This window comes from Shewanella sp. 8A, from assembly GCF_023475945.1.
In the GTDB taxonomy this organism is placed as follows: Bacteria; Pseudomonadota; Gammaproteobacteria; order Enterobacterales; family Shewanellaceae; genus Shewanella; species Shewanella xiamenensis.
In genome coordinates, this window is the sequence record NZ_JAMDJP010000013.1 from 104,638 (window position 1) to 120,565 (window position 15,928).

At 47.9% G+C, this 15,928-nt stretch carries 17 protein-coding genes; 15 read left to right on the forward strand and 2 right to left on the reverse strand.

Annotated features, from left to right (window positions below; translation table 11 throughout):
* Window positions 1-76 precede the first annotated feature (76 nt).
* The 14 genes from leuS (at window position 77) to lipA (ending at window position 14,214) form a co-directional block, all read left to right on the forward strand.
* Entirely contained in the window at window positions 77-2,656 is a 2,580-nt protein-coding gene (gene leuS, locus M0413_RS12160; RefSeq protein WP_249554377.1) for a leucine--tRNA ligase, read from the forward strand.
* Between the two features lie 59 nt (window positions 2,657-2,715).
* Complete coding sequence (locus tag M0413_RS12165; RefSeq protein ID WP_249554379.1) at window positions 2,716-3,210, forward strand: LPS-assembly lipoprotein LptE; 495 nt, start codon at window positions 2,716-2,718, stop codon at window positions 3,208-3,210.
* 52 nt (window positions 3,211-3,262) lie between these two features.
* Complete coding sequence (holA, locus tag M0413_RS12170) at window positions 3,263-4,294, forward strand: DNA polymerase III subunit delta (protein WP_249554381.1); 1,032 nt, start codon at window positions 3,263-3,265, stop codon at window positions 4,292-4,294.
* A gap of 12 nt (window positions 4,295-4,306) precedes the next feature.
* Window positions 4,307-4,945 carry a nicotinate-nucleotide adenylyltransferase gene (gene nadD / locus M0413_RS12175; RefSeq protein WP_249554383.1) on the forward strand — a complete coding sequence of 213 codons (639 nt, stop codon included), beginning with the start codon at window positions 4,307-4,309 and terminating at the stop codon, window positions 4,943-4,945.
* Between the two features lie 117 nt (window positions 4,946-5,062).
* Entirely contained in the window at window positions 5,063-5,392 is a 330-nt protein-coding gene (rsfS, locus tag M0413_RS12180; protein WP_011071401.1) for a ribosome silencing factor, read from the forward strand.
* The gene (gene rlmH, locus M0413_RS12185) at window positions 5,392-5,862 is read left to right on the forward strand and encodes a 23S rRNA (pseudouridine(1915)-N(3))-methyltransferase RlmH (protein WP_037415165.1); all 471 of its coding nucleotides are present in this window, start codon (window positions 5,392-5,394) and stop codon (window positions 5,860-5,862) included. Before rsfS ends, rlmH begins: the two co-directional genes overlap by 1 nt.
* Before the next feature lie 60 nt (window positions 5,863-5,922).
* Complete coding sequence (gene mrdA / locus M0413_RS12190) at window positions 5,923-7,779, forward strand: penicillin-binding protein 2 (protein WP_172587448.1); 1,857 nt, start codon at window positions 5,923-5,925, stop codon at window positions 7,777-7,779.
* Complete coding sequence (gene rodA, locus M0413_RS12195; RefSeq protein ID WP_037415160.1) at window positions 7,776-8,879, forward strand: rod shape-determining protein RodA; 1,104 nt, start codon at window positions 7,776-7,778, stop codon at window positions 8,877-8,879. The genes mrdA and rodA overlap by 4 nt, the downstream gene beginning before the upstream one ends.
* A gap of 17 nt (window positions 8,880-8,896) precedes the next feature.
* Entirely contained in the window at window positions 8,897-9,973 is a 1,077-nt protein-coding gene (gene mltB, locus M0413_RS12200; protein WP_249554385.1) for a lytic murein transglycosylase B, read from the forward strand.
* Window positions 9,957-10,799, forward strand: coding sequence for a septal ring lytic transglycosylase RlpA family protein (locus tag M0413_RS12205; RefSeq protein ID WP_037415153.1), 843 nt, complete (start codon window positions 9,957-9,959; stop codon window positions 10,797-10,799). The genes mltB and M0413_RS12205 overlap by 17 nt, the downstream gene beginning before the upstream one ends.
* Window positions 10,800-10,943: 144 nt before the next feature.
* Window positions 10,944-12,119: a serine hydrolase gene (locus tag M0413_RS12210; protein WP_037430803.1), complete on the forward strand. Its 1,176-nt coding sequence runs from the start codon at window positions 10,944-10,946 to the stop codon at window positions 12,117-12,119.
* Window positions 12,120-12,239: 120 nt separating this feature from the next.
* Window positions 12,240-12,506, forward strand: a complete 267-nt coding sequence (gene ybeD / locus M0413_RS12215; protein ID WP_037415150.1) for a DUF493 family protein YbeD — start codon at window positions 12,240-12,242, stop codon at window positions 12,504-12,506.
* A 92-nt stretch (window positions 12,507-12,598) separates the two neighbouring features.
* Window positions 12,599-13,252, forward strand: a complete 654-nt coding sequence (gene lipB / locus M0413_RS12220) for a lipoyl(octanoyl) transferase LipB (RefSeq protein ID WP_037430802.1) — start codon at window positions 12,599-12,601, stop codon at window positions 13,250-13,252.
* The gene (gene lipA / locus M0413_RS12225) at window positions 13,249-14,214 is read left to right on the forward strand and encodes a lipoyl synthase (RefSeq protein WP_023268311.1); all 966 of its coding nucleotides are present in this window, start codon (window positions 13,249-13,251) and stop codon (window positions 14,212-14,214) included. Before lipB ends, lipA begins: the two co-directional genes overlap by 4 nt.
* Before the next feature lie 67 nt (window positions 14,215-14,281).
* Here the strand turns inward: lipA and rimI are convergent, their stop codons facing one another.
* Window positions 14,282-14,734 (reverse strand): ribosomal protein S18-alanine N-acetyltransferase, encoded by a 453-nt coding sequence (rimI, locus tag M0413_RS12230; protein ID WP_374906414.1) that lies wholly within the window; start codon window positions 14,732-14,734, stop codon window positions 14,282-14,284.
* A gap of 86 nt (window positions 14,735-14,820) precedes the next feature.
* Window positions 14,821-15,171, reverse strand: a complete 351-nt coding sequence (locus M0413_RS12235; protein ID WP_055648081.1) for a DNA polymerase III subunit psi — start codon at window positions 15,169-15,171, stop codon at window positions 14,821-14,823.
* 214 nt (window positions 15,172-15,385) lie between these two features.
* Between M0413_RS12235 and dpsA the strand changes: the two genes are divergently transcribed.
* On the forward strand, window positions 15,386-15,853 hold the full coding sequence (gene dpsA, locus M0413_RS12240; protein ID WP_055648080.1) for a DNA starvation/stationary phase protection protein DpsA: 468 nt from the start codon (window positions 15,386-15,388) through the stop codon (window positions 15,851-15,853).
* The last annotated feature ends 75 nt before the right edge of the window (window positions 15,854-15,928 follow it).

The window sequence follows — 15,928 nt, forward strand, 5'->3', positions numbered from 1 at the left end:
TTATTCTATGCAGATCTTATTCGCGTCGATATGGCGTTAGATCAAATAAATAGGCGGCACTGCCGGAAATAGCGTGATGCAAGAGCAATATAATCCCTCAGAAATTGAAGCCTTAGTGCAAAAGCACTGGCACGACAACAAAACCTTTGAAGTTACTGAAGATGCAAACAAAGAAAAGTTTTATTGCCTTTCGATGTTTCCGTACCCTTCAGGTCGACTCCACATGGGACACGTTCGCAACTATACCATAGGCGATGTGGTTGCCCGCTTCCAGCGTCTTCAAGGCAAAAACGTGCTACAACCTATCGGTTGGGACTCTTTCGGTTTGCCTGCAGAAAACGCCGCAATCAACAACAAAACGGCCCCAGCACCATGGACTTATCAAAATATTGAGTACATGAAGAATCAGCTAAAACTGTTAGGTTTTGGCTATGACTGGAGTCGTGAAATCGCCACTTGTACCCCAGAATACTACCGCTGGGAACAATGGTTCTTCACTAAACTGTACGAAAAAGGCTTAGTTTACAAGAAGACAGCTTCTGTTAACTGGTGCCCTAACGATGAAACCGTACTGGCAAACGAGCAGGTACAAGACGGTTGCTGCTGGCGTTGTGATACCCCTGTAGAACAAAAAGAAATTCCACAGTGGTTCATTAAAATCACCGCCTACGCCGAAGAACTGTTAAACGATATCGACACCTTAGACGGCTGGCCAGAGCAAGTTAAGACCATGCAGCGCAACTGGATTGGTCGCAGCGAAGGCGTGGAAATGACCTTTGGTGTAGCGGGTAGCGACAAGTCATTCGATATCTACACAACCCGTCCCGATACCTTAATGGGCGTAACCTATGTGGCGATTGCTGCGGGTCATCCATTAGCAGAATTAGCCGCTCAATCTAACCCAGAGCTGGCTCAATTTATTGAAGAGTGCAAAAACAGCACCACGTCAGAAGCCGATTTAGCCACCATGGAAAAACGTGGTGTCGCGACTGGCCTTTACGCGATTCACCCCATCTCTGGCAAACAAGTGCCCATTTGGGCGGCGAACTTTGTACTGATGAACTACGGCACCGGCGCCGTGATGTCAGTTCCAGGCCACGACCAACGCGATTACGAATTTGCGAAAAAGTACAATCTGCCAATCGAAGCGGTTATCAAACCTGTTGACGGCGAGTTAGACATCAGCGAAGCAGCTTACACCGAAAAAGGCGTGCTGTTTAACTCTGGCGAGTTCGACGGTTTAGACTTTGACGGCGCCTTCAATGCCATCGCCGACAAATTAGTGGCTGAAGGTAAAGGTAAACGCCAAGTAAACTACCGTCTGCGTGACTGGGGTGTATCACGTCAACGTTACTGGGGCGCACCAATTCCTATGGTGACCTTAGCCGACGGTACTGTTATTCCAACACCTGAAGATCAACTGCCGGTGATCCTGCCAGAAGATGTGGTGATGGACGGGATCCAAAGCCCAATCAAGGCCGATAAAGAATGGGCGAAAACCCAAGTTAACGGCCAAGACGCGCTGCGCGAAACCGATACCTTTGATACCTTTATGGAATCTTCATGGTATTACGCCCGTTATTGCAGCCCACAGGCTGATCAAATGTTAGATCCAGCCAAGGCTAACTACTGGTTGCCAGTGGATCAGTACATTGGTGGTATCGAACACGCCTGTATGCACTTGTTATATTTCCGCTTCTTCCACAAGTTGCTGCGTGACGCTGGCCTAGTAAACACTAACGAGCCAGCAAAACAACTGCTGACCCAAGGCATGGTTCTGGCCGATGCCTACTACTACACCAACGATAAAGGTGCCCGTGTATGGGTGTCTCCGCTGGATGTAGTCACTACCGAAAAAGACGACAAGGGCCGAGTGACTAAGGCTATCGATAAAGACGGCAACGAACTGGTTTACACCGGTATGTGCAAAATGTCTAAGTCGAAAAACAACGGTATCGACCCACAGGTAATGGTAGAAAAATACGGTGCCGACACAGTTCGTCTGTTTATGATGTTCGCATCACCACCAGAATTAACGCTGGAATGGCAAGAGTCTGGCGTTGAAGGCGCGCACCGCTTTATCAAACGTCTGTGGAAACTGGCCAGCGATTATGTGGCGCAGGATAACAGCGAAGCCTTAGACGTCAGCAAATTAACAAGCGAGCAAAAAGCGCTGCGCCGTGAAGTGCACAAGACTATCGCTAAGGTGACCGATGATATCGGCCGTCGTCAGATGTTCAACACTGCGGTTGCCGCCGTGATGGAACTGATGAACCACCTGCAAAAAGCGCCGCAAACCACAGGCCAAGACCGAGCCATTATCGGCGAAGCTTTAACTGCAGTAGTGCGTTTACTGTACCCCATCATCCCGCACGTGAGCTTCACCCTGTGGAATGAGCTGGGAAACACCAACAGCATCGAAGACAGCCAATGGCCTGTTGTGGATGAATCTGCTCTGGTTGAAGACAGTAAACTCATCGTGGTGCAAGTGAACGGTAAAGTGCGTGCTAAAATCACAGTCGCGGCCGATGCTGACCAAGCGTCTGTTGAAGCACTGGGTATGGCGGACGAGCAAGTCATCAAGTACTTAGATGGTGTTACGGTTCGTAAAGTGATCTATGTACCCGGTAAACTGCTCAGCATCGTTGCCAACTAACATCGTTGATGTGATAAACAGATGCTGTCCACAAGACAAACAGGAAACCGCGAAAACTTATGCTAATTAAACGCTTAGCTTTCGCAATCATGGCGCTGGTCATTATGACCAGCGCAGGTTGCGGTTTTAAGCTTCAACGTAGCTACCAAATCCCCGAGCAGCTCAATCAACTCAGTTTGAGAAGCTCGGACGAATACAGCGAACTCACTCGTTTGGTGCGTGAGCGGTTACGTTTGAACAACGTCAAGATTGTCGATGCTGCCAATGATGTGCCAGTGTTAAGGCTTATCACCGACTCCTTAGAGCGTTCGACCCTGTCACTTTACCCTACGGGCAATGTGGCCGAGTATGAGCTTATCTATTTCGTCGAGTTTGCCGTGGCCTTGCCGGGCAAAGAGGCACAACCTTTCAAGATTGAAATTCGCCGCGATTACTTAGACGATCCTCGCACAGCACTGGCTAAAAGCCGTGAGATGGAACTGTTAGTCAAAGAAATGCGTATCCAAGCGGCCGACAGGATCCTGCAATCCCTGGCCAGCACAGAGGTGAATTAATGCAGGGTCCAAATTAATGTGGCACTGCAATAAAATGTGGAGAGTGGTTTAAATGCGTGTTTATCCTGATCAACTCTCCCGCCATCTCAATCCGCTTCACGCTTGTTACCTGATTTTTGGTGATGATCCTTGGTTGCTCGAAACCTCCAAGGATCAGATCCGCCAAGCCGCCAAACGCCAAGGGTTTGAAGAGCGCGTTCAGTTAATTCAAGAAACGGGTTTTAACTGGGGTGACTTGACCCAAGAATGGCAGTCCATGAGCCTGTTTTCTAGCCGGCGCATCATTGAGCTAACACTCCCCAACGCAAAACCCGGTGCAGATGGTTCGGCGGCGCTACAAGCGTTACTGCAAACGCCGAATCCCGATGTGCTACTGATCCTCGAAGGCCCAAAACTCGCCAGCGAGCAGACCAATAGCAAGTGGTTCAAAACCTTAGATAGCTTAGGAATTTATTTACCCTGCACTACGCCAGAGGGCGACCAATTCAGACGTTGGCTCGACTCACGCATTGCGCACTTTAAGCTGAATTTACAACCCGATGCGCGCGCTATGTTGTACACTCTCTACGAAGGGAATTTACTCGCCGCCGATCAGGCCATGCAGTTGCTACAACTGTTAAGTCCAAGCCAGCCTATCGGTGCTGACGAGTTAAGCCATTACTTTGAAGATCAGTCCCGCTTTACCGTGTTTCAGCTCACGGATGCACTGCTGAATAATCGCCAAGACAGTGCTCAGCATATGCTGGCCCAGCTCAACGGTGAGGGTACGGCCATGCCCATTTTACTCTGGGCCTTGTTTAAAGAGCTGCAGTTGCTGCTCAGCCTCAAGAGTGAACAGGCGCAAGGTACGCCGCTCAATAGCCTGTTTGGTAAATATCGGATTTGGGATAAACGCAAACCTTTATACCAAACCGCGTTGCAGCGCTTAAGCCTCACCCAAATCGAACATATGCTTGCCTTCGCGTCCAAGCAGGAATTGAACTTAAAGCAATTAGGCCATGAAGATTGGACAGGGCTTAGCCACCTGTGCTTATTATTCGATCCCAAGGCCCACGGCCATTTGGCCCATATCAGCTTAGATTAAGGCACTGACTGAATGCGTATCGGTATTTTAGGCGGCACCTTTGACCCCATACATTACGGCCATATTCGCCCCGCGATGGAAGTTAAAGCCAGTCTCAAGCTGGATAAAATCCTGCTGATGCCCAACCATATTCCGCCGCACAAAAACACTACCCACTCTACCACAGCGCAGCGGCTCGAAATGGTCGCGCAGGTATGTGAGGCATTAACAGGTTTCGAGCTCTGTGATCTCGAAGCTAAACGCGACAGTCCATCCTATACCGTTGTCACCCTTAAGCAGTTAAGTCGGCTTTATCCCGATGACGAACTGTTTTTTATCATGGGGATGGATTCATTTATTCAGCTGCATAGCTGGCATAAATGGCAACAACTGTTTGAATTTGCCAATCTTGTGGTTTGCCAACGCCCAGGCTGGCATTTAGCAGCACAGAGCCCTATGCAGCACGAGCTTAACACTCGCCACGCGTCAATTGATGCCTTAAATCACTCGAATCAGCCACAACATGGGCGGATCTTTACCGTCGATATCAGCCCACAGGATATTTCGTCCACCCAAATTCGCTCACAACTGGCCATGGGAGAAATTCCACAGGACGCCCTCCTGCCCGTCACTTTAAATTACATTCAAAAACAACGGCTTTATTTTTCTTAGGCCGAAAATCAAGCGCTAAGAGTACAAACTCAGCCGCTAAGATCGCTAAGAGAATGTATTCCCCCGCTTAAGACTGATATACTAGCGCGCTATTTAAAATGAATGAGGTACATCAGCGTGCAGAGCGCCGAATTAAAACAGTTTGTTGTCGATAAAATCGACGATTTAAAAGCCCGTGACGTCGTGGTTATCGATGTCAGCAACCAATCTAACATCACCGACTACATGGTGATTTGTTCTGGTACATCTAAAACTCACGTTAAAGCGATCGCCGAAAATCTCGTCATCGAAGCGAAAGCCGCAGGCATTCCACCTATCGGTATCGAAGGCCGCGACAGCAGCGAATGGGTATTGGTGGATATGGGCAACGTGATCCTGCATGTTATGCAAGATCAAACCCGTGATTTCTACCAGCTTGAAAAACTCTGGTCAGAAAAGCAAGCCTAATGAAGTTGCAACTTATCGCAGTGGGGACACGGATGCCCGATTGGGTTACCCGCGGTTTTGAAGAGTATCAACGCCGCTTTCCTCGGGATATGGCGCTGGAACTTATCGAAATCCCTGCTGGTAAACGCGGAAAAAATGCTGACATAGCACGCATCCTGCAAAAGGAAGGCGAGCAAATGTTAGCGGCGATTCCTAAGGGCAATCACATTGTTACCTTAGATCTTCCCGGCAAAAACTGGACTACGCCAGAATTAGCGACAGCCATGAATAAATGGCAACTCGATGGTCGTGATGTGAGCTTACTGGTCGGCGGCCCCGAAGGCTTAGCACCCGCCTGTAAGGAAGCCGCCCATCAGAGTTGGTGCCTGTCGGCATTGACCCTGCCCCATCCTCTGGTGCGGATTGTGGTTGCCGAAAGCTTATACCGCGCGTGGAGCGTGAACACTAATCACCCTTATCACAGAGAATAGCGGGATCTTGATGTTAACGAGTGTCAACCACCCGGATGGGATCAGCTGGAGATAGCCTAAGTGTCGCCAAAAAAGCGGATAACCATGCACGACCACGCCGCCGAGGCGTCACTGTTTAAGCGTCGTGCGCTGTTCACTTTTGTTTGTGTTGTCGCCCTCCTTAGTGTGTTGGTGACCAATCTTTATCATCTTCAGGTTGAATCCTATAAAGATTATGAAACGCGCTCTAATGATAACCGCATTCGTGTCGTGCCTATCGCCCCAAGCCGTGGCTTGATTTACGACAGAAACGGCGTGTTACTCGCCGAGAACCAACCCTTTTATTCTCTCGACTTAGTGCCGGAGAAAATTGCCAATATGTCCGAGACCTTGGACGAATTAGGCAAGTTAATCGAAATCACTCCAGATGAGCGTGAAACCTTTACCGAAGCGCTAAAGTTTCACCGCCGCTTTAAGCCCTTAACCCTTAAAAATCAGTTGACCGAAGAACAGGTCGCCATTTTTAGCGTTAACCAACATCGCTTTCCTGGGATCTCCGTTGAGGCAGGTTTAAAACGTAACTACCCCTATGCGAGCCAGCTCACCCATGTGCTGGGCTATGTAGGTAAAATCAACACTCGAGATCGTGCTCAATTGGAGCGTAACGATCAGTGGAAAAACTATGCCGCCACCAAGGATATCGGTAAGCAAGGCATTGAAAAATACTATGAATCACTCCTTCACGGTACACCTGGTCATCTCGAAGAAGAAGTAAACAACCGCGGCCGAACTATCCGTACGCTTAAAATTGTACCGCCGGAGCCGGGACAAGATATTTACTTAACTCTCGATTTACAATTACAGCAAAAAGCCGTGGAACTACTCCAAGGCCATAAAGGCTCAATCGTTGCTATCGATCCAAGGGATGGCGGGATTTTAGCTTTAGTGTCGAGCCCAAGTTACGATCCCAACCAGTTCGTGCAAGGGATTAACAGCAAGGATTACAGTGATTTATTGAACGACAAATCACGTCCGCTGATTAACCGCGCTACCCAAGGCCAATATGCGCCCGCATCAACGATTAAACCCATTATTGCCCTACTGGGACTTGATGAAAAAGCCGTGACCGAACACACCCGTATTTGGGACCCTGGTTTTTGGCAAATCCCAGGGGTTGAGCGTAAATATCGCGACTGGAAACGTTGGGGCCATGGCTGGGTTAACGTCTATAGTGCTATCGTGGAATCCTGCGATACCTACTTCTATGAATTAGCTTATAAAATCGGTGTTGATCCCATCGCCCGTTTTATGGAGCAATTCGGCTTTGGCCAAAATACTGGCGTCGATATTTTTGAAGAGTCGGCGGGTAATATGCCGTCGAAGGAATGGAAACGCTTAAAATACAATCAAGCTTGGTACATAGGTGACACCATTTCAGTCGGTATCGGTCAAGGTTACTGGACCGCAACCCCGTTACAACTGGCCAATGCTACCGCTATTCTCGCCAATAAGGGCCGCCGTTTTCCGCCTCACTTATTAAGATCGATTAAAGATAATACGGCCAAAATTGACTCGCCGATTAACGAGTTACCACCGATTGAGCTTAAAAATCCGCGCAACTGGAATATCATTAACGAAGCCATGCGCCAAACCGCCCATAAGTCTCGCTTCACTGACGCAAGCTATACCGCGGCGATGAAAACCGGTACGGCGCAGGTGATTGGCGTGGCCGAAAACACGAAATACGATGCTAACAAGATTGCCGAGCATTTCCGCGATAATGCCCTCGTCGTCGCCTACGCGCCCTTTGAAGATCCTAAAATCGTGCTGGCTGTGGTAATGGAAAACGCCGGCTGGGGTGGCGCAAACGCAGGCCCCGTCGCTCGCGCTATGCTCGATGAATATATGCTCAGAGACACTTGGAAACCAACGCCATGAGTGCCCATCAACGTCAAAATATCTGGCAACGATTACATATCGACCTGCCTCTGTTGCTCGGCCTATTGGCTGTAATGGGCTTTGGCCTATTTGTTATCTATTCCGCCAGTGGTGAAGATCTTGGCATGATGGAACGCCAACTGTTTAGGATGTTTTTATCCCTAGGCATTATGTTTACCATGGCGCAAATTAATCCTGAGGCGCTAAAACGCTGGGCATTACCCATTTACCTTGCAGGCATTGTGTTACTGCTTGGGGTGCATTTTTTTGGGGAGATTAACAAAGGGGCACAACGCTGGTTGAACTTAGGCTTTATGGAGTTTCAACCATCTGAACTGATTAAGCTCGCCTTCCCTATTACTATGGCTTGGTATATCAGTAAATTCCCACTACCGCCCAAAAAACGCTATCTAGCGGGCGCAGGTGTCATTCTACTGATACCCACATTATTAATTGCTAAACAACCCGATCTCGGCACTTCTATTTTAGTTGCGGCATCAGGTATTTTCGTACTGTTTTTATCGGGTATGAGCTGGGTGATTGTGGGCGGTTTTATTGCCGCCGTGTTGGCATTTTTGCCTATTCTCTGGTACTTCCTAATGCACGATTACCAAAGAACCCGCGTCTTGACCCTACTCGATCCAGAACAAGATCCCCTCGGTGCGGGTTACCACATTATCCAATCGAAAATTGCTATTGGCTCAGGTGGCCTCTGGGGTAAAGGTTGGCTCGATGGCACTCAATCCCAATTAGAATTTATCCCCGAACGTCACACCGACTTTATCTTTGCGGTGATCGGTGAAGAATTTGGTCTGATAGGTAGCATTATCCTGCTCCTGATGTATCTCTACATCATCGGACGCGGCTTAGTCATTGCCTCTCGGGCGCAAACCAGCTTTGCCAGACTCCTTGCCGGCAGTATCACATTGACTTTCTTCGTTTATGTTTTTGTGAATATTGGTATGGTTTCAGGTATCCTGCCTGTGGTGGGTGTACCTTTACCCCTTGTCAGTTATGGTGGCACATCGATGCTGACATTAATGACAGGGTTTGGCATTCTTATGAGCATTCATACCCATAGACGTTTTGTAGATAGATAATTTTTAGGGACTTCTTAATGCCTATTCTTCGAGCTTGTTTGGCTCCACTGGCAATGCTTTGCCTCAGTTCATACCTTATTGGCTGTTCAACCGCTAACGAGTCCGCGACAACACAGCCAAGTGCCGCCGTGACCACACAGGCTCCCACACCGGTATTAACCGAGGCACCAGTATTACCTGAGGCCTTGAAGGCTGAGTTTATCAAAACCCAAATGGCACAAGGCTTTACCCAAGCCGAAGTCGAAAATTTCTTGGCCAAAGCCAACTACAACCAAGCGGTTATCGATGCGATTTCGCGTCCTTGGGAAGCTAAACCTTGGCATCAGTATTATCCGATTTTCTTAACCGAAAAACGCCTCAACGCGGGTCTGGCCTTCTGGAAAAAACACGAGGCGACGATTGCCAAAGCCGCCACTAAGTACCAAGTCGAACCACAAATTATTGTGGCTATTATTGGTATCGAAACTTTCTATGGCCAGTACACGGGTAATTATCCGGTTATCGACGCACTCTATACCTTAGGATTTTATTACGAGCCAAGAGCCACCTTCTTCCGCAAGGAATTTGGTGAATTAATGAGGCTGGTAAAAGAAGAACACTTAGATATCAATAACCTCAAAGGCTCCTACGCTGGCGCCATGGGCTTTGGTCAGTTTATTCCTTCAAGTTACCGCCACTATGCTGTGGATTTTGATGGCAGCGGCAACCGTGATTTACTCCAGAGTCCAGAGGACGCCATTGGCAGTGTTGCCAATTACTTCCATGAACATGGCTGGCAATTGCATGCCCCCGTTGCTTTACCCTTAGTGAATAGCAGTGCCAATGCACCTAAAGCCAAAGTGTGGGCAGGCGAGAAGTTACAATACAAGGTCTCTGATATTCTCTCCCCGAGCTTATCGCTAGCCAACGCCCGCGATTTAGATGCCTCGCAAAAAGCCATGCTTATCGAGCTAGAACAAGTGGGAAGTAAAGATTACTGGTTAGGGCTCAATAACTTTTATGTAATCACCCGTTATAATCGTAGCCCCTTGTATTCCATGGCTGTTTATCAATTTAGCCAACAACTGAAGCAACAACATGACGCTAAAAAATAATCTTTTATCGCTTTTGATGCTCGGCTGCTGTTTTGCGCTCGCGGCCTGCTCGAGTTCTAACTCTGGCTCAGCCAGCGTGAAGAATAAGAATATGGATCCCAATAAGGGCCGCTACGCGCTTAAAAACGATAAGATGCCCCTTAATCCACCCAATGTAGATCATGTACCGAATGCGACCCCAAAATATGAACCCTATAGCCGCCGCGGTAACAAACCCTATACGGTTTATGGTGAGTCCTATACGGTATTAGACTCGGGGGAAGGCTTTTCCGAAATGGGTCGCGCCTCATGGTACGGCGAAAAATTCCACGGTTATGAGACATCCAATGGTGAACCCTACGATATGTTCGGCATGTCTGGTGCCCATAAGACCCTACCCCTACCAAGCTACGCTCGCGTCACTAACTTAGATAACAATAAGCAGGTGATTATTCGCATTAATGATCGCGGTCCGTTCCATTCTGACCGGATTTTAGACTTATCCTATGCCGCCGCCTATAAGCTTGGTATGCTAGGCACAGGCACGGCACGCATAAAACTGGATGTCATCTATATTGGCAATAAAACCGCAACCCAATCGGCAATAGCCAATATTCAATCCTCAGGAAACCACTATATACAGTTAGTGGCTTCGAAGGATAAACAGCGACTCCATAAAATAGCGAAGGATCTGGAGAAGAAATATCAGGTCAAGACTCGTGTACAACCGGCAAACAATATGTTTAGACTACAGCTCGGTCCGATTGGTCAAACGGAGCTTGCCGACCGATTACTCATTAAAGTGAAACAAGATGGCTATCCCGAAGGCTATATGGTTTTGGAATAGTGAACACTCACATTATGGAGTCAATTTAGCTTAAAAATGCCGCAGATGAAGGAACCTTCACTGAAAACCTTTGTCGAAGGGTGGTATACTCGCGAAACTATTTTGCCTTTTCTTTCAATACAACCAAAAAGACGTGCTAAGTTAATGATGAATTTTGTAAAAAGTCCCATTAAGACATTGCTGCTAATTTCGAGTGTTTCTCTTCCTGTTTATGCTGCGCAGCCGATTGTTACCCCTGATGCACCAACCGTAGCCGCCAAGGCTTACATCTTGATGGATTATAATTCAGGCCAAATCATTGCCGAAGAAAATGCATACGAGAGTTTAAACCCCGCCAGCTTAACGAAGATGATGACCAGCTATGTGATTGGTCAGGAAATTAAAGCCGGTAACGTATCTCCCGATGATGATGTCACCATCAGTAAAAATGCTTGGTCGAAGAACTTCTCTGACTCATCGAAAATGTTTATCGAAGTGGGTAAAACCGTAAAAGTTTCTGACTTAAACCGCGGCATCATCATTCAATCCGGTAACGATGCTTGTGTCGCGATGGCCGAACATATTGCGGGTACTGAAGGCGCCTTTGTTGACATGATGAACTCGTGGGCAAAGCAGCTTGGTATGCGTGATAGCTACTTTGAAAACTCCCATGGCCTAGATTCAGAGAACCATAAAACGACGGCCTATGATATGGCACTTTTAGGTGCAGCACTCATTCGTGACGTGCCAGAAGAATACCGTGTCTACAGCGAAAAATACTATACCTTCAACGGTATCAAACAATATAACCGTAATGGTCTGCTGTGGGATAACAGCATGAATGTGGATGGTATCAAAACCGGCCACACTTCTGGAGCGGGTTATAACTTAGTCGCTTCTGCAACTAAGGACGGCATGCGTTTGATTTCAGTGGTATTAGGCACTCAAAGTGAAGCCGCTCGTAAAGCCGAAAGTAAAAAACTGCTGACCTATGGTTTCCGCTTCTTCGAAACAGTAACCCCTTACAAGGCCGGCGACAGCTTCGTGACGCAAAAAATTTGGTACGGTGATAAGAGTACCGTCGATTTAGGTGTCGCTACAGATGCACCAGTTACCGTCAGCCGTGGCCGTGCAAAAGACTTAAAAGCCAACTTTGAACTGACCAAACCACTGGACGCACCACTGAAAAAAGGTGAAACAGTGGGTCGCTTATACTTCCAGTTAGATGGCAAAGATATTGCGCAATTCCCGCTAGTCACCTTACAAGAAGTCAACGAAGGCAGCTGGTTCAGCAAATTAGTTGATTACTTTAAGCAACTGTTTTCTGGTTGGTTTAGCTAATCCGGCTCACAAAACTCAGCCACCTTCGGGTGGCTGAGTTGTTTTTGGGGGAGTATCGCCCTTGAATCGGGTATAATCGCCACCATATAGTTCCTATTAAAATGGTTATTGAGCACGACTATGTTAAACACAAAATTTGATGAACTCATGGAGTTTCCCTGCGCCTTCCCATTCAAAGTGGTTGGCGATGCCCACGAAACCTTAACGGATAGAGTAGTTGCGGTAGTGCAAAAACACGCTCCAGGTGATTATTCACCAACAGTTAAAGCATCGAGCAAAGGGAGCTACTATTCAGTGACCATCCGCGTCACAGTGACCAGCAAAGATCATATCGAAATACTGTACACTGAGCTTGCCGGTATCGAAGGCGTTCGCCGCGTACTATAAGTATTCCTCAAGGCTATAAAATGTGATCTATCTTACATTTATGGCCAAGAGGCGTATAATAGCGCCACTCAATTATAGGGGAGAGGTTGCCCTTGCAAGACACCACTTTGCATATTCGGCATCTGGGACAGCAGGATTATGAGTCTGTGTGGCATGCAATGCAGCATTACACCGACACTCGCAACAGCGACAGTCCAGACGAACTGTGGATCGTTGAACATCCACCCGTATTTACCCAAGGCCAAGCCGGTAAAAGCGAACATATTTTGAATCCGGGCGATATTCCCGTGATCCAAGTGGATCGTGGTGGTCAAGTCACTTACCACGGACCAGGGCAATTAGTTGTCTACCCTCTCCTCGATATTAAACGCAGTAAAGTGGGTGTCCGCCAGCTTGTGACCCATATCGAGCAAAGCATTATCGATATGCTTGCCAAATACGCTATCACTGCCTACGCCAAGGCCGATGCACCGGGGGTGTATGTGGATGAGCGCAAAATTGCCTCTTTGGGTCTAAGGATCCGTAAAGGCTGTTCATTCCATGGCTTAGCACTGAATGTGGATATGGATCTAGCGCCGTTTCGACGCATTAACCCCTGTGGTTATGCTGGTCTTGAGATGGTGCAATGTAAGGAACTTGGCGGCCCACAAACCGTGATTGAAGCAGGCGAGCAACTCATTATTACCTTTAGCCAACTACTGGGCTACCAACATCTAGTTCATCATCAAGGATTAGCAGCGTCATGAATAGGCCTGAACGTTTACAACCCGGAGTCAAATTAAGAGATGCCGATAAAGTCTCACGTATTCCGGTTAAAATCGTGCCCTCTGAGCGCGAAACCATGTTACGCAAACCCGATTGGTTAAGGGTTAAACTGCCCGCCTCTAACCAACGCATTCTCGATATTAAGCAAGCGTTACGCGCTAACGGCCTGCACTCGGTCTGTGAAGAAGCTTCTTGTCCTAACTTGGCAGAATGTTTTAACCACGGCACTGCGACCTTTATGATTTTGGGCGCAATTTGTACTCGCCGCTGCCCATTCTGCGACGTGGCCCATGGTCGTCCACTCAAGCCCGATGCGGAAGAGCCTGTTAAATTGGCGCAAACCATCCGTGATATGAAGCTGAAATACGTGGTAATCACCTCGGTTGACCGCGATGATTTGCGTGATGGCGGTGCCCAGCACTTTGCCGACTGTATCCGTGAGATCCGTAAGCTCAATCCCGAGATTAAGATTGAGATCTTAGTGCCCGATTTCCGTGGCCGAATCGACGCCGCTCTCGATATTCTGTCGACTGAGCCGCCTGATGTGTTCAACCACAACCTCGAAACTGCGCCTATGCATTATCGCAAAGCGCGTCCAGGTGCGAACTATCAATGGTCACTCGACCTACTGAAGCGCTTTAAAGAGCGTCATCCCAACGTGCCGACAAAATCGGGACTGATGATGGGGCTAGGCGAAACCAACGAAGAAATCGCCCAAGTGCTGCGTGATTTACGTGAGCACAAGGTTGAAATGTTAACCTTAGGCCAATATCTGCAACCGTCTAAGTTCCATCTGCCGGTTGAGCGTTACGTCTCACCAGCCGAGTTTGATGAGCTTAAAGCCCTTGCCGATGAGCTAGGCTTTACCCATGCTGCTTGTGGTCCATTAGTGCGTTCAAGCTACCATGCAGACTTGCAAGCTCAAGGTAAAGAAGTGAAGTAACCTTCGCTTTATTAGCCCCATAAAAAACAGCGCTAATGCGCTGTTTTTTTATATCTACTTTTAAACCTTAAACCGTTTCGATTAAGGCTAAATCCATCAAAATCGCATCTTCTTTGCCCTCAGCCAAAGGATAATAGCCTTTGCGACGACCGGTTTCGACAAAGCCTAGCTTCTGATAGAGTGCGCGCGCGGCAAGATTTGATTCGCGAACCTCCAGCATCAGCACCACCGCCTTGGCAGCCTTAGCGCAGTCGACAACCGCCGTGAGTAGCAGATGCCCATATCCTCGCCCTTGTTGTTCTGGCGGCAAACAAATATCCAGCAGCGTTGCCTCATCGACAATCTGCTGCACAATCGCGAAGCCGAGCAACTCGCCATTGCTTTGCATTAATCCAATAACGCGGTACAAGTGGCCAAAACAATCGGCAAGGTTATTCTCACTCATAGGATGGGAATGAGCACTCGCTTCAATGCGCGCCATTTGACTCACATCCGTTGGCGTCAGAAGTACGATTTGCAATGATTCGTTAAGGGTATTAAGGACTTGATGACTCACGGGAAAATCCAAATTAAAAGGTAACTCACGATAATGTGTACTGGACACGACTAGGCCGTTAATTGCTGCTCACGCCACTGGCAAATCTGCCCCCACAAGGCACGCTTTGCCTCACTGTGTGACAGCAAGTCCGCAAGGGGATCCGACACTAACCAAGCCACTCTGGGCCTAACCCTGTGGCGGCGTAAATCCCAAACTATGGTTTTGCCCTTATGCGGCTCAGTGTTGAACTCACAGTCATCCTTACTGATCCCTATTAAGCCAAGGACAGTATCAATCAGTGGCTCAGCGGCAGACGACATATCATCAACATCCAAAACCACTTGATAAGTTCGCACTTTAGTATCGCGAAGCTGCCAAGGAGTTATCTCCATCGCGGCTAAATAGGCAGATTTATTCATAGGGTTATTGGGGTTTCATTAGGCACTGACACCGCATAAGGATACCAGCTAAATGGGCCGAATGTTATTGCCAAAAACAGTTCATGACTCAAGTCAAACGTTTGCTTACGCTTTAATCTATAAAATAGATTTGTGGAATCTATTTTAACCGCTTTAGATGTTTAGCTTATTTGATAATCTATCTTTATTGAGTAGGACAATAGGAGGAATTTCCATGATTAACATCGGCATCAACCAAGCTCATAGAGAAGAAATCGCCGCAGGGTTAAATCAGTTATTGGCCGACAGCTACAGCCTTTACCTTAAGACCCACAGCTTTCACTGGAACGTTACAGGCCCCATGTTCACTAGCTTGCACTTATTGTTTGAACAGCAATATACCGAGCTTGCCTTAGCGGTCGATTTAATCGCCGAGCGGGTACGAGCATTGGGCGCAAGGGCATTAGGTTCCTATTCGGCCTATGCCAAGTTGACCGAAATCCGTGAAGATCAAGGTGTCACTAAAGCTGAAACCATGATCCGTGAACTGTTAAGCGACCAAGAAGTAGTGATTAGAAATGCCCGTGCGCTCTATCCCTTGGTTAGCCAAGCTAATGATGAGGCAACGGCGGATTTACTCACTCAGCGTATCCAACTCCATGAAAAAAATGCGTGGATGCTACGTAGCTTATTAAGCGAATAACCCTTTCATCATCCCCAAGCCAAATGGCCGAGCAGTCACGCGCTCGGCCATTTTTATTGGGCATTGTTTTAGGGT

Excerpts from the sequence above, each read along its gene's own strand:
- leuS (WP_249554377.1), top strand. The coding sequence starts at position 77 with ATGCAAGAGCAATATAATCCCTCAGAAATTGAAGCCTTAGTGCAAAAG.
- M0413_RS12165 (WP_249554379.1), top strand. The coding sequence starts at position 2,716 with ATGCTAATTAAACGCTTAGCTTTCGCAATCATGGCGCTGGTCATTATG.
- holA (WP_249554381.1), top strand. The coding sequence starts at position 3,263 with ATGCGTGTTTATCCTGATCAACTCTCCCGCCATCTCAATCCGCTTCAC.
- nadD (WP_249554383.1), top strand. The coding sequence starts at position 4,307 with ATGCGTATCGGTATTTTAGGCGGCACCTTTGACCCCATACATTACGGC.
- rlmH (WP_037415165.1), top strand. The coding sequence starts at position 5,392 with ATGAAGTTGCAACTTATCGCAGTGGGGACACGGATGCCCGATTGGGTT.
- rodA (WP_037415160.1), top strand. The coding sequence starts at position 7,776 with ATGAGTGCCCATCAACGTCAAAATATCTGGCAACGATTACATATCGAC.
- mltB (WP_249554385.1), top strand. The coding sequence starts at position 8,897 with ATGCCTATTCTTCGAGCTTGTTTGGCTCCACTGGCAATGCTTTGCCTC.
- M0413_RS12205 (WP_037415153.1), top strand. The coding sequence starts at position 9,957 with ATGACGCTAAAAAATAATCTTTTATCGCTTTTGATGCTCGGCTGCTGT.
- M0413_RS12210 (WP_037430803.1), top strand. The coding sequence starts at position 10,944 with ATGATGAATTTTGTAAAAAGTCCCATTAAGACATTGCTGCTAATTTCG.
- ybeD (WP_037415150.1), top strand. The coding sequence starts at position 12,240 with ATGTTAAACACAAAATTTGATGAACTCATGGAGTTTCCCTGCGCCTTC.
- lipA (WP_023268311.1), top strand. The coding sequence starts at position 13,249 with ATGAATAGGCCTGAACGTTTACAACCCGGAGTCAAATTAAGAGATGCC.
- M0413_RS12235 (WP_055648081.1), bottom strand. The coding sequence starts at position 15,171 with ATGAATAAATCTGCCTATTTAGCCGCGATGGAGATAACTCCTTGGCAG.
- dpsA (WP_055648080.1), top strand. The coding sequence starts at position 15,386 with ATGATTAACATCGGCATCAACCAAGCTCATAGAGAAGAAATCGCCGCA.